At 60.1% G+C, this 16403-nt stretch carries 15 protein-coding genes; 9 read left to right on the top strand and 6 right to left on the bottom strand.

Translation table 11 applies throughout. The features are described 5' to 3' along the window. Nucleotides 1-2: 2 nt before the first annotated feature. Nucleotides 3-458 carry a (2Fe-2S)-binding protein gene (locus KW839_RS07690; protein WP_060540481.1) on the bottom strand — a complete coding sequence of 152 codons (456 nt, stop codon included), beginning with the start codon at nucleotides 456-458 and terminating at the stop codon, nucleotides 3-5. A 416-nt stretch (nucleotides 459-874) separates the two neighbouring features. Beyond that, nucleotides 875-1123: a hypothetical protein gene (locus tag KW839_RS07685; protein WP_060540480.1), complete on the bottom strand. Its 249-nt coding sequence runs from the start codon at nucleotides 1121-1123 to the stop codon at nucleotides 875-877. Between the two features lie 292 nt (nucleotides 1124-1415). On the opposite strand from KW839_RS07685, the gene KW839_RS07680 reads away from it, so the two are divergent. From KW839_RS07680 to KW839_RS07660, 5 genes are all read left to right on the top strand, one after another. Beyond that, nucleotides 1416-1940, top strand: a complete 525-nt coding sequence (locus KW839_RS07680; protein WP_060540479.1) for a sigma-70 family RNA polymerase sigma factor — start codon at nucleotides 1416-1418, stop codon at nucleotides 1938-1940. Beyond that, the gene (locus KW839_RS07675; protein ID WP_060540478.1) at nucleotides 1937-2920 is read left to right on the top strand and encodes a FecR domain-containing protein; all 984 of its coding nucleotides are present in this window, start codon (nucleotides 1937-1939) and stop codon (nucleotides 2918-2920) included. Before KW839_RS07680 ends, KW839_RS07675 begins: the two co-directional genes overlap by 4 nt. Nucleotides 2921-3014: 94 nt before the next feature. Then, nucleotides 3015-5504: a TonB-dependent siderophore receptor gene (locus tag KW839_RS07670; protein ID WP_060540477.1), complete on the top strand. Its 2490-nt coding sequence runs from the start codon at nucleotides 3015-3017 to the stop codon at nucleotides 5502-5504. 88 nt (nucleotides 5505-5592) lie between these two features. Further along, a complete protein-coding gene (locus KW839_RS07665; RefSeq protein WP_060540476.1) occupies nucleotides 5593-6096 on the top strand; it encodes a VOC family protein in 504 nt (167 codons plus the stop codon). A 33-nt stretch (nucleotides 6097-6129) separates the two neighbouring features. Then, nucleotides 6130-6963, top strand: coding sequence for an AraC family transcriptional regulator (locus KW839_RS07660; protein ID WP_060540475.1), 834 nt, complete (start codon nucleotides 6130-6132; stop codon nucleotides 6961-6963). 55 nt (nucleotides 6964-7018) lie between these two features. Here the strand turns inward: KW839_RS07660 and KW839_RS07655 are convergent, their stop codons facing one another. The 4 genes from KW839_RS07655 to KW839_RS07640 all read right to left on the bottom strand — a co-directional run bounded on the left by KW839_RS07655 (nucleotide 7019) and on the right by KW839_RS07640 (nucleotide 12789). Beyond that, nucleotides 7019-7828: an SH3 domain-containing protein gene (locus tag KW839_RS07655; protein WP_218423905.1), complete on the bottom strand. Its 810-nt coding sequence runs from the start codon at nucleotides 7826-7828 to the stop codon at nucleotides 7019-7021. Then, nucleotides 7809-10607 (bottom strand): hypothetical protein, encoded by a 2799-nt coding sequence (locus KW839_RS07650; RefSeq protein WP_218423904.1) that lies wholly within the window; start codon nucleotides 10605-10607, stop codon nucleotides 7809-7811. The genes KW839_RS07655 and KW839_RS07650 overlap by 20 nt, the downstream gene beginning before the upstream one ends. Before the next feature lie 181 nt (nucleotides 10608-10788). Next, nucleotides 10789-11376 (bottom strand): LysE family translocator, encoded by a 588-nt coding sequence (locus KW839_RS07645; protein ID WP_060540472.1) that lies wholly within the window; start codon nucleotides 11374-11376, stop codon nucleotides 10789-10791. Nucleotides 11377-11457: 81 nt separating this feature from the next. After that, the gene (locus KW839_RS07640; protein WP_218423903.1) at nucleotides 11458-12789 is read right to left on the bottom strand and encodes a PLP-dependent aminotransferase family protein; all 1332 of its coding nucleotides are present in this window, start codon (nucleotides 12787-12789) and stop codon (nucleotides 11458-11460) included. Between the two features lie 86 nt (nucleotides 12790-12875). Here KW839_RS07640 and KW839_RS07635 point away from each other — a divergent pair, with 86 nt between their 5' ends. The 4 genes from KW839_RS07635 to KW839_RS07620 all read left to right on the top strand — a co-directional run bounded on the left by KW839_RS07635 (nucleotide 12876) and on the right by KW839_RS07620 (nucleotide 16316). Further along, nucleotides 12876-13772 (top strand): DMT family transporter, encoded by an 897-nt coding sequence (locus tag KW839_RS07635; protein ID WP_060540470.1) that lies wholly within the window; start codon nucleotides 12876-12878, stop codon nucleotides 13770-13772. Nucleotides 13773-13860: 88 nt separating this feature from the next. After that, nucleotides 13861-14481 carry a LysE family translocator gene (locus KW839_RS07630; protein WP_060540469.1) on the top strand — a complete coding sequence of 207 codons (621 nt, stop codon included), beginning with the start codon at nucleotides 13861-13863 and terminating at the stop codon, nucleotides 14479-14481. 105 nt (nucleotides 14482-14586) lie between these two features. Further along, nucleotides 14587-15669: a bifunctional transcriptional activator/DNA repair enzyme AdaA gene (locus KW839_RS07625; RefSeq protein WP_060540468.1), complete on the top strand. Its 1083-nt coding sequence runs from the start codon at nucleotides 14587-14589 to the stop codon at nucleotides 15667-15669. Between the two features lie 23 nt (nucleotides 15670-15692). Continuing rightward, on the top strand, nucleotides 15693-16316 hold the full coding sequence (locus KW839_RS07620; RefSeq protein ID WP_060540467.1) for a DNA-3-methyladenine glycosylase: 624 nt from the start codon (nucleotides 15693-15695) through the stop codon (nucleotides 16314-16316). Nucleotides 16317-16403 lie beyond the last annotated feature (87 nt).

The raw sequence follows: 16403 nt of genomic DNA, 5'->3' as shown, positions 1-16403 counted from the left end.
TCTCATCCCAATTCGGCAGCGCGTTTGACCGCCGCGCGAATCCTTGGATAGGTGCCGCAACGACAGATGTTGCCCGATAATGCCTGGTCGATATCGCTGTCGGTCGGTTGCGCAATTTTCGCCAGCAAGGCCGCCGCTGACATGATCTGCCCGGACTGGCAGTAACCACACTGGACCACATCGAGTTCCGCCCAGGCCTGTTGCACCGGGTGCGTGCCGTCAGTGGAAAGGCCCTCGATGGTGAGGATTTTCTGGCCATGGGCCACGGCCATGGCGGGGGTGATACAGGAACGCCGCGGTGCGCCGTCGACGTGCACCGTGCAGGCACCGCACTGGGCCATGCCGCAACCGAACTTGGTACCGGTCAGGTGCGCGACGTCGCGCAGGACCCACAACAGGGGCATATCGGCGGCTACATCAAGCTCTTGGTCCTGGCCATTGATGTTCAGGGTCAGCATTGCGCATTTCCTCAGACTCACGGTGATCTGAAGGGGCGCAGCTACAGCAGTACCGTGCCTGCGCGCGCCTCGGGTTATCCCTTCAGCTAAGCGCAGTTTTAATGGAACGCCGAGGCGCATCGACCACCGGTCAAAAAATGTCCGAATGTGCCTTCAATACATCCATGCCCCCTCCCCCGTAGGAGCGAGCATGCTCGCGATGGTCTGTCATTCACCGCTGGCTTGCAGGTGTACATATCCATTCCTGCGCCAACGGTTACTCAACACTCACGCCACCCACCCTGTAGGAGCGAACATGCTCGCGATGCACGCGAGGACGCTGTGGGGCATCAGGCACCCAGCGTCTTCGTTGACGACCTTCGCGAGCAAGCTCGCTCCTACAGGGAATCGGCACAAGCCAATAGCAGCCCGGTTCATCAGGCGACCACTGCGGCCACCTGCGAGTGAATCCGGTACTGGGACAGCAGCCGCATCACATAACCAACTTTCAACAAGGTCGGGCCGAGAATGGTCAAGGCATGCATCGATACCAACACAAGGATCGACAGCGTGCCGGCATAGAGATAGGCGCCATAAATTCCGCCGAGCAACATCACCAGACCGACTGCCAGCACCTGGCTGGACAGGCGCAGAACGTTATGAGGGTTGCTGAAAAAATGGAACATTTTTCGATACTCCTGAAGTCGTTCAGTTAGTACCTTGCTGTTTCATGTTCCGTGCCAAAATTCTACCCCTGCAATATCAATGACCTGGACCAAACGCAGTCATTTAGACCAAATTGGAAAGCAGTCATTTACACCCGAAATAGAGTCATTTTGACAAACCAACCTCCCCTTTCCAATGAACACACCCTAAAAGCAAACCAATATCATTTGCGTCACCGATGGCATTTTGGTTTAATCGCGATCAATTCTTATTTGTACAAGGGCGCGTATCGCCCATGGACCTGCATTGCCCATGACGGCTGTCGACTCCTCCTGCGTCCAGACGCTCTACACCAGCCATCACCGCTGGCTGCAGGAGCTGCTGCGGCGTCGCCTGAACAACGCGTTCGATGCCGCCGACCTGGCCCATGACACTTTCATCCGGGTCCTCAAGCGCCCTCAGGTTTTCCAGGGCGAAACCCACGAACGCTCCTACCTGGCGACTATCGCCCGGGGCCTGTGCATCGATCACTGGCGGCGTCGACAGCTGGAACAGGCATGGCTGGAGACTCTGGCTGCGCAGCCACAAGCCGTGCAGCCGTCGCCGGAGCAACGGGCGATCATCGTCGAAACCCTCTACGAGGTGGACGCCATGTTGCAACGTCTGCCCCAGCGGGTATGCGATGCGTTCATCCTCGCCCAGGTGCATGGCCTGCCCTACCGCGCCATCGCCGATGAAATCGGTGTGTGCGAACGCATGGTGAAAAGATACCTGGCCCAGGCACTGATGCATTGCGCGATGCTCGAAGCAGAACTTGATGGCCTGCTGATCCAATGACCCAGGCCTGCGCAAACGCAATCAGTCATGCCAGCCTCGAACAGGCGGCGCAGTGGTACGTGCAACTCAACGATCTGCAGGTCGACGAGCAGCAGCGTCGGCACTGGCAAGCCTGGCTGGCGCAAAGCGGTGAACATCAGGCTGCCTGGCACTATGTCGAGCGGGTTGGCCAACGCTTCGCCGCCTTGCAGCAAGAGCATCCCCATGCAGCCAGCCATGTGCTGCGCAACACCGAACGCACGGCCATCAGCCGCCGCCAGGCCGTCAAGAGCCTGCTGGTGCTGGTTTCAGGTGGTTTGCTTGGATGGAGCGCCTGCAAGCAAAGCGCGCTGCCGCTTGCCTTGGCGCGCTGGACCGCCGACCTCGCCACCGGCACGGGCGAAACCCGCGAAGCCCGGCTCAGCGATGGCAGCCGGATCTGGCTCAACGCACTGAGTGCGGTGAATGTACGCTTCGACGCCAGCCAGCGCCTGCTGCTGTTGCAGGCCGGCGAAGTACTGGTCGATACCGCCAAAGACCCCGATCGTCCATTGCGGGTACAAACCGCCCAGGGCTGGATGCGCGCGCTGGGCACCCGTTTCAGCGTGCGCCAGGACAACCTGCAAACGTTGCTGAACGTTTACGAAGGCGCCGTCGAAGTCCGCACGCGCGAGGGTCAGGTCCGGGTGGTCGAAGCCGCAAGCCAATTGCTCTTCAGTGACAACCACAGCCCTGTCCCGACTACCGCCACGGCAACCCGCGAAGCCTGGCGCCGGGGCCTGTTGCTGGCGGACAACATGCCCCTTGGCCAACTGATCGAAGAGCTGAGCCGCTACCGTCCGGGGCACTTGGGGTGCGATCCGGCGGTCGCCAGCTTGCCGGTCATGGGCTCGTTCCCGCTCAGGGACACCGACCAGGCGTTGCGCCTGCTGGAGGCAGCCTTGCCGGTGCGGGTGATAAAGACCCTGGATTGGTGGGTCAGCGTCGGCCCGAAAGCCTGAAGATTTTTTGTTACGCCGGTTCCCTTTCGGGTTTTTCGCTCGGTTAACCCTCAAGGCCCCTCGTTTGTCGATCGATCCACTTCCCGGGAACTCCATGCCGCGCTTCACCCTTGCCCGCTACCGCTTTGCCTTGCGCCCGCTGGTGCTGGCCCTCGCGGCTGTCCTGGCGGGCCTGGCAGCGCCACTGAGCCATGCGGACAACCCGACCGGCAGTGAACAGTCCTCCAGCGAGAAGCGTCATTACGATATCGCCGCCGGCTCCCTGATCAGCGCCCTCAACCGCTTTGCCGAACAGGCCGGTATCTTTCTCGCCGGTCACAACGACATCGCGGCCGGCAAACTCAGCTCCGGCCTGAACGGTGACTACAGCGCACAACAAGCGCTGCAACGACTCCTGCACGGCAGCGGCCTGCAGGCGCTGCCCCAGGGTCATGGCGGCTACGTGCTGCACACCGCGGCGGCCGCGCCAGGAGCCCTGGAGCTGGGCGCCACGAACATCTCCGCGCAGCCGCCAGGGGGGATCAGCGAAGACAGCGGCTCATACACCATAGGCTCGACCTCTTCGGCCACCGGGCTGCCATTGTCCCTGCGCGAAACGCCACAATCGGTCTCGGTCATCACCCGTCAGCTCATGGACGACCAGGGCTCCAGCAACATTGCCGACGCCCTGCGCCGGGTGCCCGGGATCAGCGTGCAAAACTACGACAGCGAACGCTGGGAGTTTTCCAGTCGCGGCCTGCCGATCAGCAACTTTCAATACGACGGAGTCAACACCGACTACGACGGCGTGTACGACTACGGCACCAGCAGCACCGATCTGGCGCCTTACGATCGCGTCGAGATCATCAAGGGCGCGACCGGCCTGATGACCGGTGCGGGCGATCCGTCGGCGACGGTCAATCTGATCCGCAAGCGACCCACCAAAGTCTTCAAGGCCTCGCTCAGCGGCGCGGCCGGTTCCTGGGACAGCTATCGCGGCGAGGGCGATATTTCCGGCCCGTTGACGGCGGACGGCGCAGTGCGCGGCCGGTTTGTCGGCGCCTGGCAGGACCGCAGTGCCTACATCGACCATTACCAGAACACCCGGGACATCGCCTACGGCATAGTCGAAGCCGCTCTCACGCCTGACACACTGTTGACCTTGGGCATCGACCAGCAGGACAGCCGCTCCCGCGGCGCCAGCTGGACCGGTTTCCCGATGTACAACAGCGACGGTTCGCGTACCCGTTTCTCCCGTTCCTTCAACCCGGCCACCGACTGGAGCCGCCGCGATTTCAGTAACCAGACGCTCTTCGCATCGGTAGCGCAGCAACTGGCCAGCGACTGGTCCCTCAAGATCAGTTACGACCGCAAGCACCGCCGTCACGATACCTTCCTCGCCTCCGCCAGTGGCGGTAATCCGGACCCGGTCAGTGGTGACGGCATGTTCATGTACATGGGCAAGTTCGAGGGCGATCAGGTGCAGAACAACATTGATGTCAACCTCAGCGGTCCGTTCACCTGGCTCGGCCGCGGGCACGAATTGATCGCCGGTTTCATGTCGATGGACGCCCGCCAGGACAACCCGGTGTACGGCTCGGTCTATCCGCCCGTGGACGGCAGCATCAACGACTGGCAAGGCGAGTACCCGAAACCGCAGATTCCCCAGGTGGGCGACGACGAAATCGTCCAGCGCCAGAGCGGCGCCTACCTGGCCACCCGGCTCAAGCCGGGCGACGATCTGGCGCTGATCTTCGGTGCACGCGTCAGTGACTTCAAGGGGCACGACGACCTGGACTACCACGACCCGAACAGCGCCGACGTGCGTGACAGCTATCACCAGACCGGGGTGGTCACGCCCTACGCCGGGCTGGTCTACGACCTCGACGACACCTGGTCGGTGTACAGCAGCTACACCAGCATCTACCAGCCGCAGATGAGCAAGGACGCCGATCGCCAGTTGCTCGATCCGGTGCAAGGCAAGAGTTATGAGGCGGGAATCCTCGCCGGATACTTCGGCGGACGCCTGAACGCGCGGTTCGCCCTGTACCGGATCGAGCAGGACAACATCGCCCAGTACGTCAGCGGCGTCGATAGCGACTCGGTGTACCGCGCGACCCAGGGCGCCACCACCAAGGGTTTTGAGCTCGAACTGGCCGGTGAAATCCGCGACGGCTGGAGTCTGTCCGCCGGCTACACCTACAACCACACCCGCGATGCCAAGGGGGATCATGTCTACGCCTCGATCCTGCAAACCACGGCACCGGAACAGGTCATACGCCTGTTCAGCGCTTACCGGCTGCCCGGGACGTGGAACAAGCTCACGGTCGGTACGGGAGTGAACTGGCAGAGTGAATTCCTTGGCCAGGTGTTCCAGCCCAATCCTGACGACAGCGTCGATTTCGGCCAGTCCTCGACCATCACCCAGCCGGACTACGCCCTGATCGATGTGATGGCGCGCTATCGATTCAACGAGCACCTGAGCACCACGCTGAACGTGAAGAACCTCTTCGACAAAACCTACTACACCGGGCTCGGCAACTTCGGCACCGGTTTCTATGGCGAGCCCCGCTCGTTGCAACTGAGCACCCGCTGGGATTTCTGAGCGCGGGTCGATCTACGGTACTGCCGAACGCGCTGTGGCTGGCTACGCTTTAAATCCTGCCTGCATAACCTGCCGAGGAGTGCCTGCCATGCAACGCGTCCAAAAACTCACGCCCTGCCTGTGGTTCGATAATGAGGCCGAAGAAGCCGCGAAATTCTACTGCTCGATCTTCGATCACTCGAAAATCACCGCAACCACCCACTACAGCGAGGCCGGTTTCGAGTTCCACGGCAGGCCTGCGGGCTCGGTGATGACCGTCAGTTTCGAACTCGACGGACAGAGTTTCACCGGTCTCAACGGCGGGCCGCAGTTCAAGTTCAGCGAAGCGACCTCGTTTCAGGTCAACTGCCAGACCCAGGACGAAGTCGACCATTTCTGGGGCAACCTGTCCACCGGCGGCCCTGTCGAAGCCCAGCAATGCGGCTGGCTCAAGGACAAGTTCGGGTTGTCCTGGCAGATCGTTCCGATCGTATTGATGGACATGATGAAAGACCCCGACACGAAGAAATCGCAACGGGCCATGGAAGCCATGCTGCAAATGAAAAAACTCGATATCGCGGCGTTGCAGCGAGCCTTTGACGGCGAGAGCTAATACACTCGGGTGATGAACTGCCGAGGACCGACCATGAAGCATGCCGCTGCCAAAGACGCCAACAAGGCCCCGCGTTTCTGGCGCGATGACGCCCTGCCCTTCATCGAAGCCCGCTCCATCGCCGACGGGCGCGAGGTCTGCTACACCCGGCATGCCCACGAGCATTTTTCCATCGGTGCCATTACCGCCGGGCGCAGCACCTACCTCCATGAGCAGTCGGCATTCGAAGTCAGCGTCGGCACCGTGGTGCTGATGAACCCTGGCGATGTCCACGCCTGCAACCCCATCGACGACCAGCCCTGGTCGTACCTGATGCTGTATGTCGACACGCCCTGGCTTACCGATTTGCAGCATCAACTGGGCTTCAGCAACGATTCGGCATTTCGCCGCTTCTCGGCCACCCACACAGAGGACGCCAGCCTGTTTGCCGGTCTCCAGGATCTGTACGAGGTGCTGGTCGATCCGCTGCAGGAGGTGCTGCGCAAACACAGCGTGACAGTGGAGTTTTTCACCGAGGTGCAACTACGCCTCAACCCCGCCGATCACCCCCAGCGCGAGCCCAACTTCAAACTCGAACGCGCCGCCGACTACATCCGCGAGCACTGCACGCAAATGCTCAAGCTCGAAGACATCTGCGCAGCGGCGCAACTGTCGCCGTCCTACCTGATCCGCGCCTTCAAGCAGCACTACGGCATGACGCCCCATGCCTTCCTGGTCAATCGGCGCATCCAGTTCGCCCGGGAGCAGTTGCGCAATGGCAAGCTGATTGCCGATGTGGCCCTGGAAGCGGGGTTTGCGGATCAGGCGCATTTTCAGCGGGCGTTTAAACAGCATTTGGCGGCTACGCCGGGGCAGTATCGGGGGTGAAGGAGTGTTAAAGCCTCAAGCCATCTACCACTCCATTGATTTCCTTGAGAGAGTTCTAATCGCGCATGCACTCAGCAGCCCCCTGAAAGCTAAGCATCGCTTGCGATAGCCACCCGTCTGTTATGTGTCCCCCATGATAACGAACTTTAAACCACTCTCCATTATTAGCCGAGTCAAGTATTGAGACCCTATCACCCTTGACAATATATGCTTTCGTAACATCTGCTGCTGACGGGGAGTTTGATAGGTAAGCTCGACTAGCATCCACACAAGCATTAGCAGATATATTAGTACCAAGGAATTTTATCGAAAACTCTTCTTTTCCTTGTCGCTTGAAGTTCGTGACCTTTTCCAGATCGGAGTTTATCGGCTCTCTGGTCTGATTTCGATGGAGCTCACCCTGCTCAATCATGTAGGTTTCAATTACTGAAAATGGCCCATCGCGTTTGACACTTGTCAACTCCCCACGATCATTAATATAGGGAGATCCAAACAGCTCTTCATACTCAGAAAAAACAACTGCACCATTTTTCTTTGACGCGATGAATAGTGCGTAAATATTGTTAGCGCCGCTCTCAAACAACTTTACAAACACGTCATTTATATGATTTTTGTTAACATCCATTAAAATAACTTCTTTACCGCCACCGCCCTCTATCACACCAGCTTTTAGAACACGCCATTCTACCTCCCCAAATCGATACAAATATTTATCGCCAACCAATTTTATGTAAATTCTATTGTTTTCAAACAGTTCAGCTTCAAACGTTTTAGAATATTCTTCCGCCTGCGATGCGTATGGAACTACTGCCTGCAAAAGCAGCACCAGCGAGAACAAACAAACTTTACCTCTTAAATATTTCATCGCTCTCACCAAAATAACGCTTCCATATACCAGACCCTACCGTGCTATCCCTTAGTGAGCTTTCGGAAAGCTTGTATTTTCTATAATGTCCTCCTCCGTGTACCGGGCAACTTGAAACTTTTAGCTTATCAATCAGTGCCAAAGCATATTCCTCCCGTTCATATGCATGATTAAACCCGCCATTCACACCAATAATTACTTTAATTAAGTCGTTATTTTTCGAGTACTTGCTCAGATCTCCCCAAGCGGATCCTTTCCTCCAAAACCAGCCGGCAGAGCCAGTAATAAATCGCACATTACTAGCAACAGCCTCCACAGAAGTAGCAATGGAAACTTGCTCACTGCTAAAATAGGCGTGATAATTATCTATATGCGTCAGTTGTATCAAGCCCCTCCCATGGTAGTCGCTACCACCCCTATAACTGTTCCAGTGAACGGGTATTGAGTTGTCTCGGTTTTTATATTCCGTAGTTGTATTAAATGCATCACTCTCAACTGCAAGATTTGACAAAAATAACGCTTTATCCAGACAGGTATCAATCCTATATCTATCCATCGCCTGATTTAGTGCAATTAAAAAGGATTCCGCCTCAATATTTTTAACCTCCGGAAAACTGGATTTCTGAAAAAGACCATTGATTATTTGCTGCTCAGAAATCACAACTCGCATTTCATCCAGCGTAATATCTCTTTTGCAAGCACAAGAACGCTGTGTAAAAGCACCAATGAGCCCTATCGGATGAAAGTGATACGGCCTCCCCCACGAAGGCAACCCGACTTTCTCCGCCACCTCACTCCACCAACTGATCTGCTCGATCCGCTGCTTCTCCGCCTGCCAATTCCAGTGCGGCGTCGAGCCGCTGTGGCCGAGCAACTCATCCAGCGCATCCCACTTCTGCGTCTGGTGAAACCACTCGCTTTCCTTGCGCAAGACCATCTGGGAAATGGATTGCGCCAACGCCGGGAGTTGCAGAGCCGCCTGTACCTCCTCGGCAGTGATCTTGTCGTCGCCGTTGCGGTCGAGAATCGCGTTCAGGCGGCTTTTCATCGGCCCTTGATTACTTTTCTCGGCCAAGGGGCGAAAGCGCTCGCGTTGTCCTTCGTTAAAACGGCCGACAGCACTGAAAAACGACGCCATTTCATGTCGCGGCGTGCTGTAGTCGAAAATCACCTCATAGCCTTCCCACGACCACGGGCTGACCCATGGGGTGGCGTCGACCTCTTCGCACACCCAGCCGTCGAGCAAGTTGTGGTCCGCATCGTGCAGCAGCCCGTCCAGGCGATACCAGTTGCGAGCCTTGCGGTAATCGGTCGCTGGCACGTGGATTTTTCCCTCCGCAGGCAGGCCGTCCAGAAGGCTCTTGGGGACTAACAGGTCGGCGGCGCTGCGTGGGCTGGCATCACTCGCCGCCTGCAGGCGCGCGGCCGTGACCCATTCTTCATGAGGCACCACCGGTGTGCCCTTGACCAGCTTCAGCCAGGTGCGCTCTTTCGCGGGCAAGCGCTTTGCCCAGTCCCGACTGGCGTCGAGAAACAAGTCGACGTCATCGCCGGTGAACACTTCCAGGTGGAGTTTTTCCTCCGGTCGATCCGCGCCCATGCTCTGATACTCGCCGATGTGGCCGATCGAGGCGCCGGCCTGGATCGGCACCGGCTGGTCGAGCACCACGACGCGGTCGGTGGCCAGCGGAGCGAGCTCGCTTTGCAGTGAGGCAAAATGCACATACTGGTTGACGCGTTCCAGCTTGCGAAAATCGCCCTCACCACTGACCGTGACGACCGAGCCGGTCGGCAACTCAAAAAGAACCTTACTCGTCAGGCTCGGCCCGGCGCGAACATTCACCGCCGGTTCCGACGAGGTGATGCGGTACTCGTTGTCCCTGACGGGTCGCAGCAGCTTGACGGCGATGTAACCAGCCAGCGCCCCGTCGGCGGTGATCAGGACGGCCGGACCGAGGCGATTTTCCAGTTTGCGATAGGCCCCCGAGCCACTAACGGTCACCAGCGCACCGCGCGGCAGAAGGTCAATGATCTTGCCCTGGGTAGGCTGGTGACGCACGTTCAGGCCGCGCTGTTCCAGCGGACCGGGGCGAACATCTTTGGCGGTTTGTGGTACCCGCAGGGTCGGACTCGCGGGCCAGAATCCCGGGCGCTCAATGGCATCATTTTGTTCGTACTTCGCCCAATCCTGCAGGTGCATGTACAGGCTGTAGAAGGTCAGGCTGGGCGGTATGTCCGCGCTGCCAATGATCCTGGGCGGCTGCAGGCGATGGCGCACCAGGCCGACGTTGCGCGAGAACGGCTTGTCGATGGTCAGCTCGCCGATGAAGTAGCGCGTGGTCGGCGCGTGCGTGTCGATGCGGTACGCCACCACTTCGCCGTCGGCCAGGCATCGGACGCTGGATTGATCAAGGGTGCCGGCGGTGCCTGCGTCGAAATGGATGCCGCCGTGGAACAGGCCACTGCGACCGATCGGGTAGTAGCCGCCGGCGGCCTTGGCCAAGTGGGTCAGCTGCATCAGTGGGTTCAAGTTGCTCTTGAACGGATGGCACCAGTTTTTCAGTGGGGCCGGGCTCGCGGGCTGCGCGATGAGCCGGGTATGGGACGTCGGCAGAATCGGTGCGCGGGGGGCCGCAGGCGTTACAGGCGGGGGCGGTTCGTGTAAGCCAAACAGTCGGGCAAGCAAACTGGCCATGTTGTATGTCGCTCCTTGTCGTGCAAACTTGGCGGGATTGCGCAGGAACGAACTTCGGTCGACCTTTCCAGCGATGTTGGGCATCAGATACTGCTCCCACAGCACCCGGTTCTCCGCCGGTCAAGGGGGATGCCCTAAAGCTGAAAGCCACCCTCGTTCAAGCGCTTGCAAGTTTTAACGAGGGTGACAAACACGGATATAGGCTATTTCCGATAAGTGCGTAGGGCGTTTCTGGGTGCTAGCTGAGCCCCCCGCTTCAGTGCATCTATGGCAATACCAAATAAACCGCACTCACCGCCAACAACCCCGCCATCACCCGATTGAACAGGCGCATCCCGGCGGGATTGTTCAGGTACCCGCGCAAAAACGTCCCGACATAGGCCCAGCAGCCGATGGACAGGTAACAGATCACCAGATACACCGCCGCAAACTGCCACACCAGCCGCGCCTCGCCATCGGCGACGAACGCGCCCATGCCGGCCACGCAGGCCAGCCAGGCTTTGGGGTTGAGCCATTGCATGATGGCGCCGTACAGCATCGACGGCGCCTGCGTCGACTCCTTCGTCTGCAACTGCCCGTTGTCGGCCGCCAGCTTGAAGGCCATGTACAACAGAAAGGCCACGCCCGCCCATTGCACCCACAGGGTCAGCGCCGGCCATAACTGCAAAAGCTCATGCAAGCCCAGGCCCATCAGTACCAGCAGCAAGACAAACCCCAAGGTCGCACCGGCCACATGCCGCTGACTGGCCCTGAAGCCAAACCGTGCGCCGGAACTCAACGCGACAATGTTCACAGGCCCCGGGGTAATTGACGCGGCCAGCGCAAACGCGGCCATGGAGATCATCAGACTCATTGCACACCTTCTTTCTTCGAGTTGAACCAGGCTCTCAAGGTAAACAGCCGCTTGGCGCAGGTATTGAAGAAAAATGCCCTGTCAGGCGTACAGGCTGACCACCCTCCTGACTTTCAGCAGCGCATCGCGCAAGTCATCCATGCCCACGGACCCCAGCGCCAACCGTAGCGCGTGGGGAACGTGGTCCGAGATCGCGAAGGGCTCGGCGGTTGATACGCATACCTGCTCGCGCATCAGGGCCACGGCGATCTGATCCGCCCGCGCCTCTTCCGGCAGCGGCAACCAGGTGAAATAGGAACACGGATGGCTGATGGTGTTCAGGCCCGTCAACACTTCCCGGGCCAAGGCCTGGCGGGCTTGCGCGTCGGCGCGTTTTTGCGCCTCCAGGCGGATCACGGTGCCGTCATCGATCCATCCGCAGGCGATGGCCGTCAGCACGCCGGGGGTGTTCCAGGTGGTCGCGCGAATCGTGCGTTCCAGGGCCGCGACCCAATGTTCAGGTGCTGCAATGAAGCCGACCCGCAAACCGGTGGCGACATTTTTTGACAGGCCGGACACGTAGACCGTGCGCTCGGGCGCCAGCTCGGCCAGGGGTGGTGGTGGATTTTCCGCGAGAAAAGCATACGCGCCGTCTTCAATGAAAATCAGATCGTGCCGGCGCGCAATCGACACCAGCCGCTCACGCTGCCCGGCGGGCATCACCCAGCCCAATGGGTTGTGCAGCGTCGGCATGCTGTAGACAGCGCGTACCGCACGACTGCGGCACAACATCTCGAGCGCCTCCAGGTCAGGCCCATCCGCAGTGACCGGAATCGACACCATTTCCAGGTGCAGCGCATCGGCCAGCACCTTGAATCCCGAGTAGGTCAAGGCATCGGCAGCGATCACATCGCCGGGCCGTAGCAGCGCCATCATCGTCACGGTCAACCCATGCTGGGCGCCGCTGACGATCAACATCTGCGACGCCTGCACGGTCAAGCCGCGGCTGCCAAGGTGACGCGCGAAGGCGGCCCGCTCATGCTGGCGCCCCGCATGGGGCTGGTAGCGCAACAAGGCTTCAAGGTCGCCGGACAGCGCGAGCTGTCGCAAGGCGCCGCGCAACAGATCGGCCTGGCCCGGCAGCGACGGATAGTTGAAGTTGAGGTCGATCATTCCGGCCACGACCTCGGGTTGATCTATCCCGTGCTGGGGCGGCAAGGAGGTCTCCCTGACGAAAGTCCCGCGCCCGGTTTCGCCACTGACCAGCCCCATGGCCTCCAGCTCGGCATAGACCCGGCTTGCCGTGACCAGCGCCAGTCCCTCGGCGGCCGCCAGTTCGCGGTGAGTCGGCAAGCGTGTGCCGGGCAGCAGGCGCCCTGAGCGGATGTCGCCAGCCAAGGCATCAACCAGAGATTTGTATCGAGCGCGCGGCATGGGATGTATCCATGACAATTTTTTGATTGTACCGATAATCAGCCATAGGATGGGTTTAGTGCAATCAAACAATGAGCGTGAGCCACATGGAACAGACTTCAAACCTGCAAAACCACACGCGGCAGAACACTAGCAGCGGCTGGATCAATGGCCTGATCGGCGTGGTGATCTTCAGCGGCTCGCTGCCGGCGACTCGTGTGGCGGTGCTGGAGTTCGACCCGGTGTTCCTCACCGTCGCGCGCGCGACCATCGCTGCCGTTCTCGCGCTCTGCCTGTTATTGCTGTTCAAGGAAAAACGCCCCGGCCGGCATCAGCTACTTCCCCTGGCGATTGTCGCCCTGGGCGTGGTGATCGGCTTTCCCCTGCTGACTGCGCTGGCGCTGCAGTACGTCACCTCCGCCCACTCCATCGTGTTCGTTGGCCTGCTGCCTTTGGCGACCGCAGTATTCGCCGTGTTGCGCGGCGGCGAGCGACCGCGCCCGGCGTTCTGGATCTTCTCGGTGCTGGGCAGTTCGCTGGTGGCTGGGTTTGCCCTGTCCCAGGGGCTGACCGCCTCGCCCCAGGGCGACATCCTGATGCTGCTGGCGATCCTGGCCTGCGGCCTGGGTTATGCCGAAGGGGCGAAGCTGTCCAGGACGCTCGGCGGCTGGCAGGTCATCTGCTGGGCGCTGGTGCTGGCGTTGCCGCTCATGGTCGCACTCACCTGGTGGCGGATGCCCGCGACCTTCGCCAACATCAGCACCCCGGCCTGGTTCAGCCTGGCTTATGTGTCACTGTTCAGCATGCTGATCGGATTCGTGTTCTGGTACCGCGGGCTGGCGCAAGGCGGCATCGCCGCCGTCGGGCAGCTGCAACTGCTGCAGCCGTTTTTCGGCCTGACCCTGGCCGCGACGATGCTGCACGAACAGGTCAGCATTGGCATGCTCGGGGTCACCGTGGCCGTGATCCTGTGCGTGATCGGGGCGAAAAAGTTCGCTCGCTAGTACTGGTACGCTACCTGAGTCCATCACTGTACGGGTCAGGTCAACCGGCAGCTGTGTAAAAATATGGCTCCAGCTGCCGGAGCCGATCATGGACCTCACCACCCTCACCCTCTTTCTCCCGGCCTGCTTCGCCCTGAACATGGCGCCAGGCCCGAACAACCTGCTGTCGGTCAGCAACTCGACCCGCTATGGCTACCGCACCGCTTGCCTTGCCGGTATGGGTCGCTTGCTGGCGTTCGCCTTGATGATTGCACTTGCCTCGGCGGGGCTGGCGGTGGTGCTGCAAACCTCGGAATTGCTGTTCTACGGGATCAAGATTCTCGGTGCGGCGTACCTGTTCTACCTCGCCTGGCAATTGTGGCGCGCTGACCCCGGCGCAGAAAAACTGGTGACCACTGCGCCGGTGGGAATGCTGGCGCTGACCCGACAAGAGTTTCTGGTGGCGGCCGGCAACCCGAAAGCCATCCTGATTTTTACCGCATTCCTGCCACAATTCGTCGACTCGACCCGGGCCATCGCACCACAATTTGCGCTGCTGGGCGCACTGTTCCTGATCCTAGAATGGATCGCCATTGGTCTGTACGCTTACATGGGCTTGCACATGCGCCGCTGGTTTGCCAAACCGTCGGGCAAGCGGATGTTCAATCGCTGCTGCGCCGGGTTGTTGTCGGCGGCGGCTTCGGTGTTGCTGCTCGCCCGTCGGGCCTGAAATTTATCCCACCTATGAAGCCAGGTTGAACGATCGCGCAGTTGCCAGCAATTCCCTGTCGATTTTCCGGTGGAGGCTGGCCATGACGCGTTCTATGCTGCCTCCATGAACCTACAAAACACGTTACTGCCGCCCCGCGCCGAGATGGTTCGGGCCATGCTCGAACGAGACACCGCCTACGAGGGGGTGTTCTTTACTGCGGTCAAGACCACCGGGATCTTCTGCCGCCCGGGCTGCACGGCACGCTCGCCGAAGCCGGACAACGTCGAGTTCTTCGCCCATGCCGACGAGTGCCTTTCGGCGGGCTACCGCGCCTGCCTGCGCTGCAAACCGCTGGACGCTGCGGCCATTGCCCCGCACTGGGTGCAGAAACTGCTCAAGGCGGTAGACGCCGACCCCGAGCAGCGCTGGACCGATGCCCAGTTGCAAGCCGAAGGCATCGAACCACTGAAACTGCGGCGCTGGTTCAAGCAGCATTTCGGCATGACCTTTCACGCCTGGCTGCGCACCCGACGCCTGGGCATAGCGCTGGGCGGGATCAAACAGGGCGACTCGATCGACAGCGCGGCATTTGATTCGGGTTACGAATCCCTGAGCGGTTTTCGCGATGCGTTTCAAAAATCCTTTCACATCACCCCGGGCCGCGCTGCCCACAGCGAAGCCTTGCTGTTCACCCGCCTGACTACCCCTTTGGGCCCGATGATCGCAATGGCCGAGCGCCGCGGCCTGGTATTGCTGGAGTTTCTCGATCGGCCAGCACTGACGCGGGAAGTCGAAGAGCTGCAGAACCGCTATAGCTATGCCGTGGCGCCAGGACACAACCAGCACTTGCAGCAGATCGAAGAACAGCTTGCCGGGTATTTCGCTGGCCAACTCAAGCAATTCAGCGTTGCCTTGCACCTGCCCGGCAGCGAATTCTCTCGCCAGGTCTGGGCCGAGCTGGGGAAAATCCCCTATGGCCACACCACTACCTATGGCGCCATAGCCGCCACGCTGGGCAAACCCGGCGCCAGTCGTGCGGTGGGTCTGGCCAATGGGCACAACCGGCTTTCGATAGTCGTACCTTGCCATCGGGTAATCGGTGCCGACGGCTCGCTGACCGGTTACGGTGGTGGCCAGCCGCGCAAGGCGTTTTTGCTCAGGCTGGAAAACGCGACGGTGCAGATGACCCGGCAGTTGGCGTTTTGACGCTTGGGCTCAAGAAGGAATCGATGAGCAGGCCAGCCCCTTATTTGCCCGCCAGTGACTTTCTGGCCTCCCTCGACGATGACTGGCGCCGCCACATCGACGCTATCGGCCCGTGCCTGCATCAACCCCACCCGGCTCGCGATCCCTATGAATCGCTGGTACGGGCGATTGCCTATCAGCAACTGCATGCCAAGGCTGGCGATGCGATAGTCGGCCGGCTGCTGGCGCTGTTCCCCCAGCACGGGTTTCCACGACCAGAGGAGATTGTCGCCACGGACTTCGATCGCCTGCGCAGCTGCGGGTTTTCCGCGAGCAAGATCGCGACCATTCAGGGCATTGCCCAGGCGACGCTGGACGGCGTGGTACCGGATTACGCCACGGCGCAGGTCATGGACGATGAAGCGCTGATCGAGCGCTTGATCACCTTGCGCGGTGTCGGCCGCTGGACAGTGGAGATGCTTCTGATCTACAGCCTGGAGCGTCCGGACATTTTACCGGCCGATGACTTTGGCGTACGTGAGGGGTATCGACGGCTCAAGGGCCTGGAGTTGCAGCCGACACGCAAGCAAATGACCGAGATCGGCGCGGCTTGGAGCCCGTATCGGACGGTGGCCGCCTGGTATCTGTGGCGGGTGCCAGGCCGGTAGACCGCGTTATCGTTCTTCGCAGGCAAGCCAGCTCCCACAGTGGATAGGTGCCGGCCATGAGTTTTGTGCTCACTGAAGATCAAATTG

This window comes from Pseudomonas sp. PDM31 (genome assembly GCF_019218965.1).
GTDB lineage: Bacteria > Pseudomonadota > Gammaproteobacteria > Pseudomonadales > Pseudomonadaceae > Aquipseudomonas.
The sequence above is the reverse complement of the archived record's forward strand: the minus strand, read 5'-3'. Positions and strand labels throughout refer to the sequence as shown.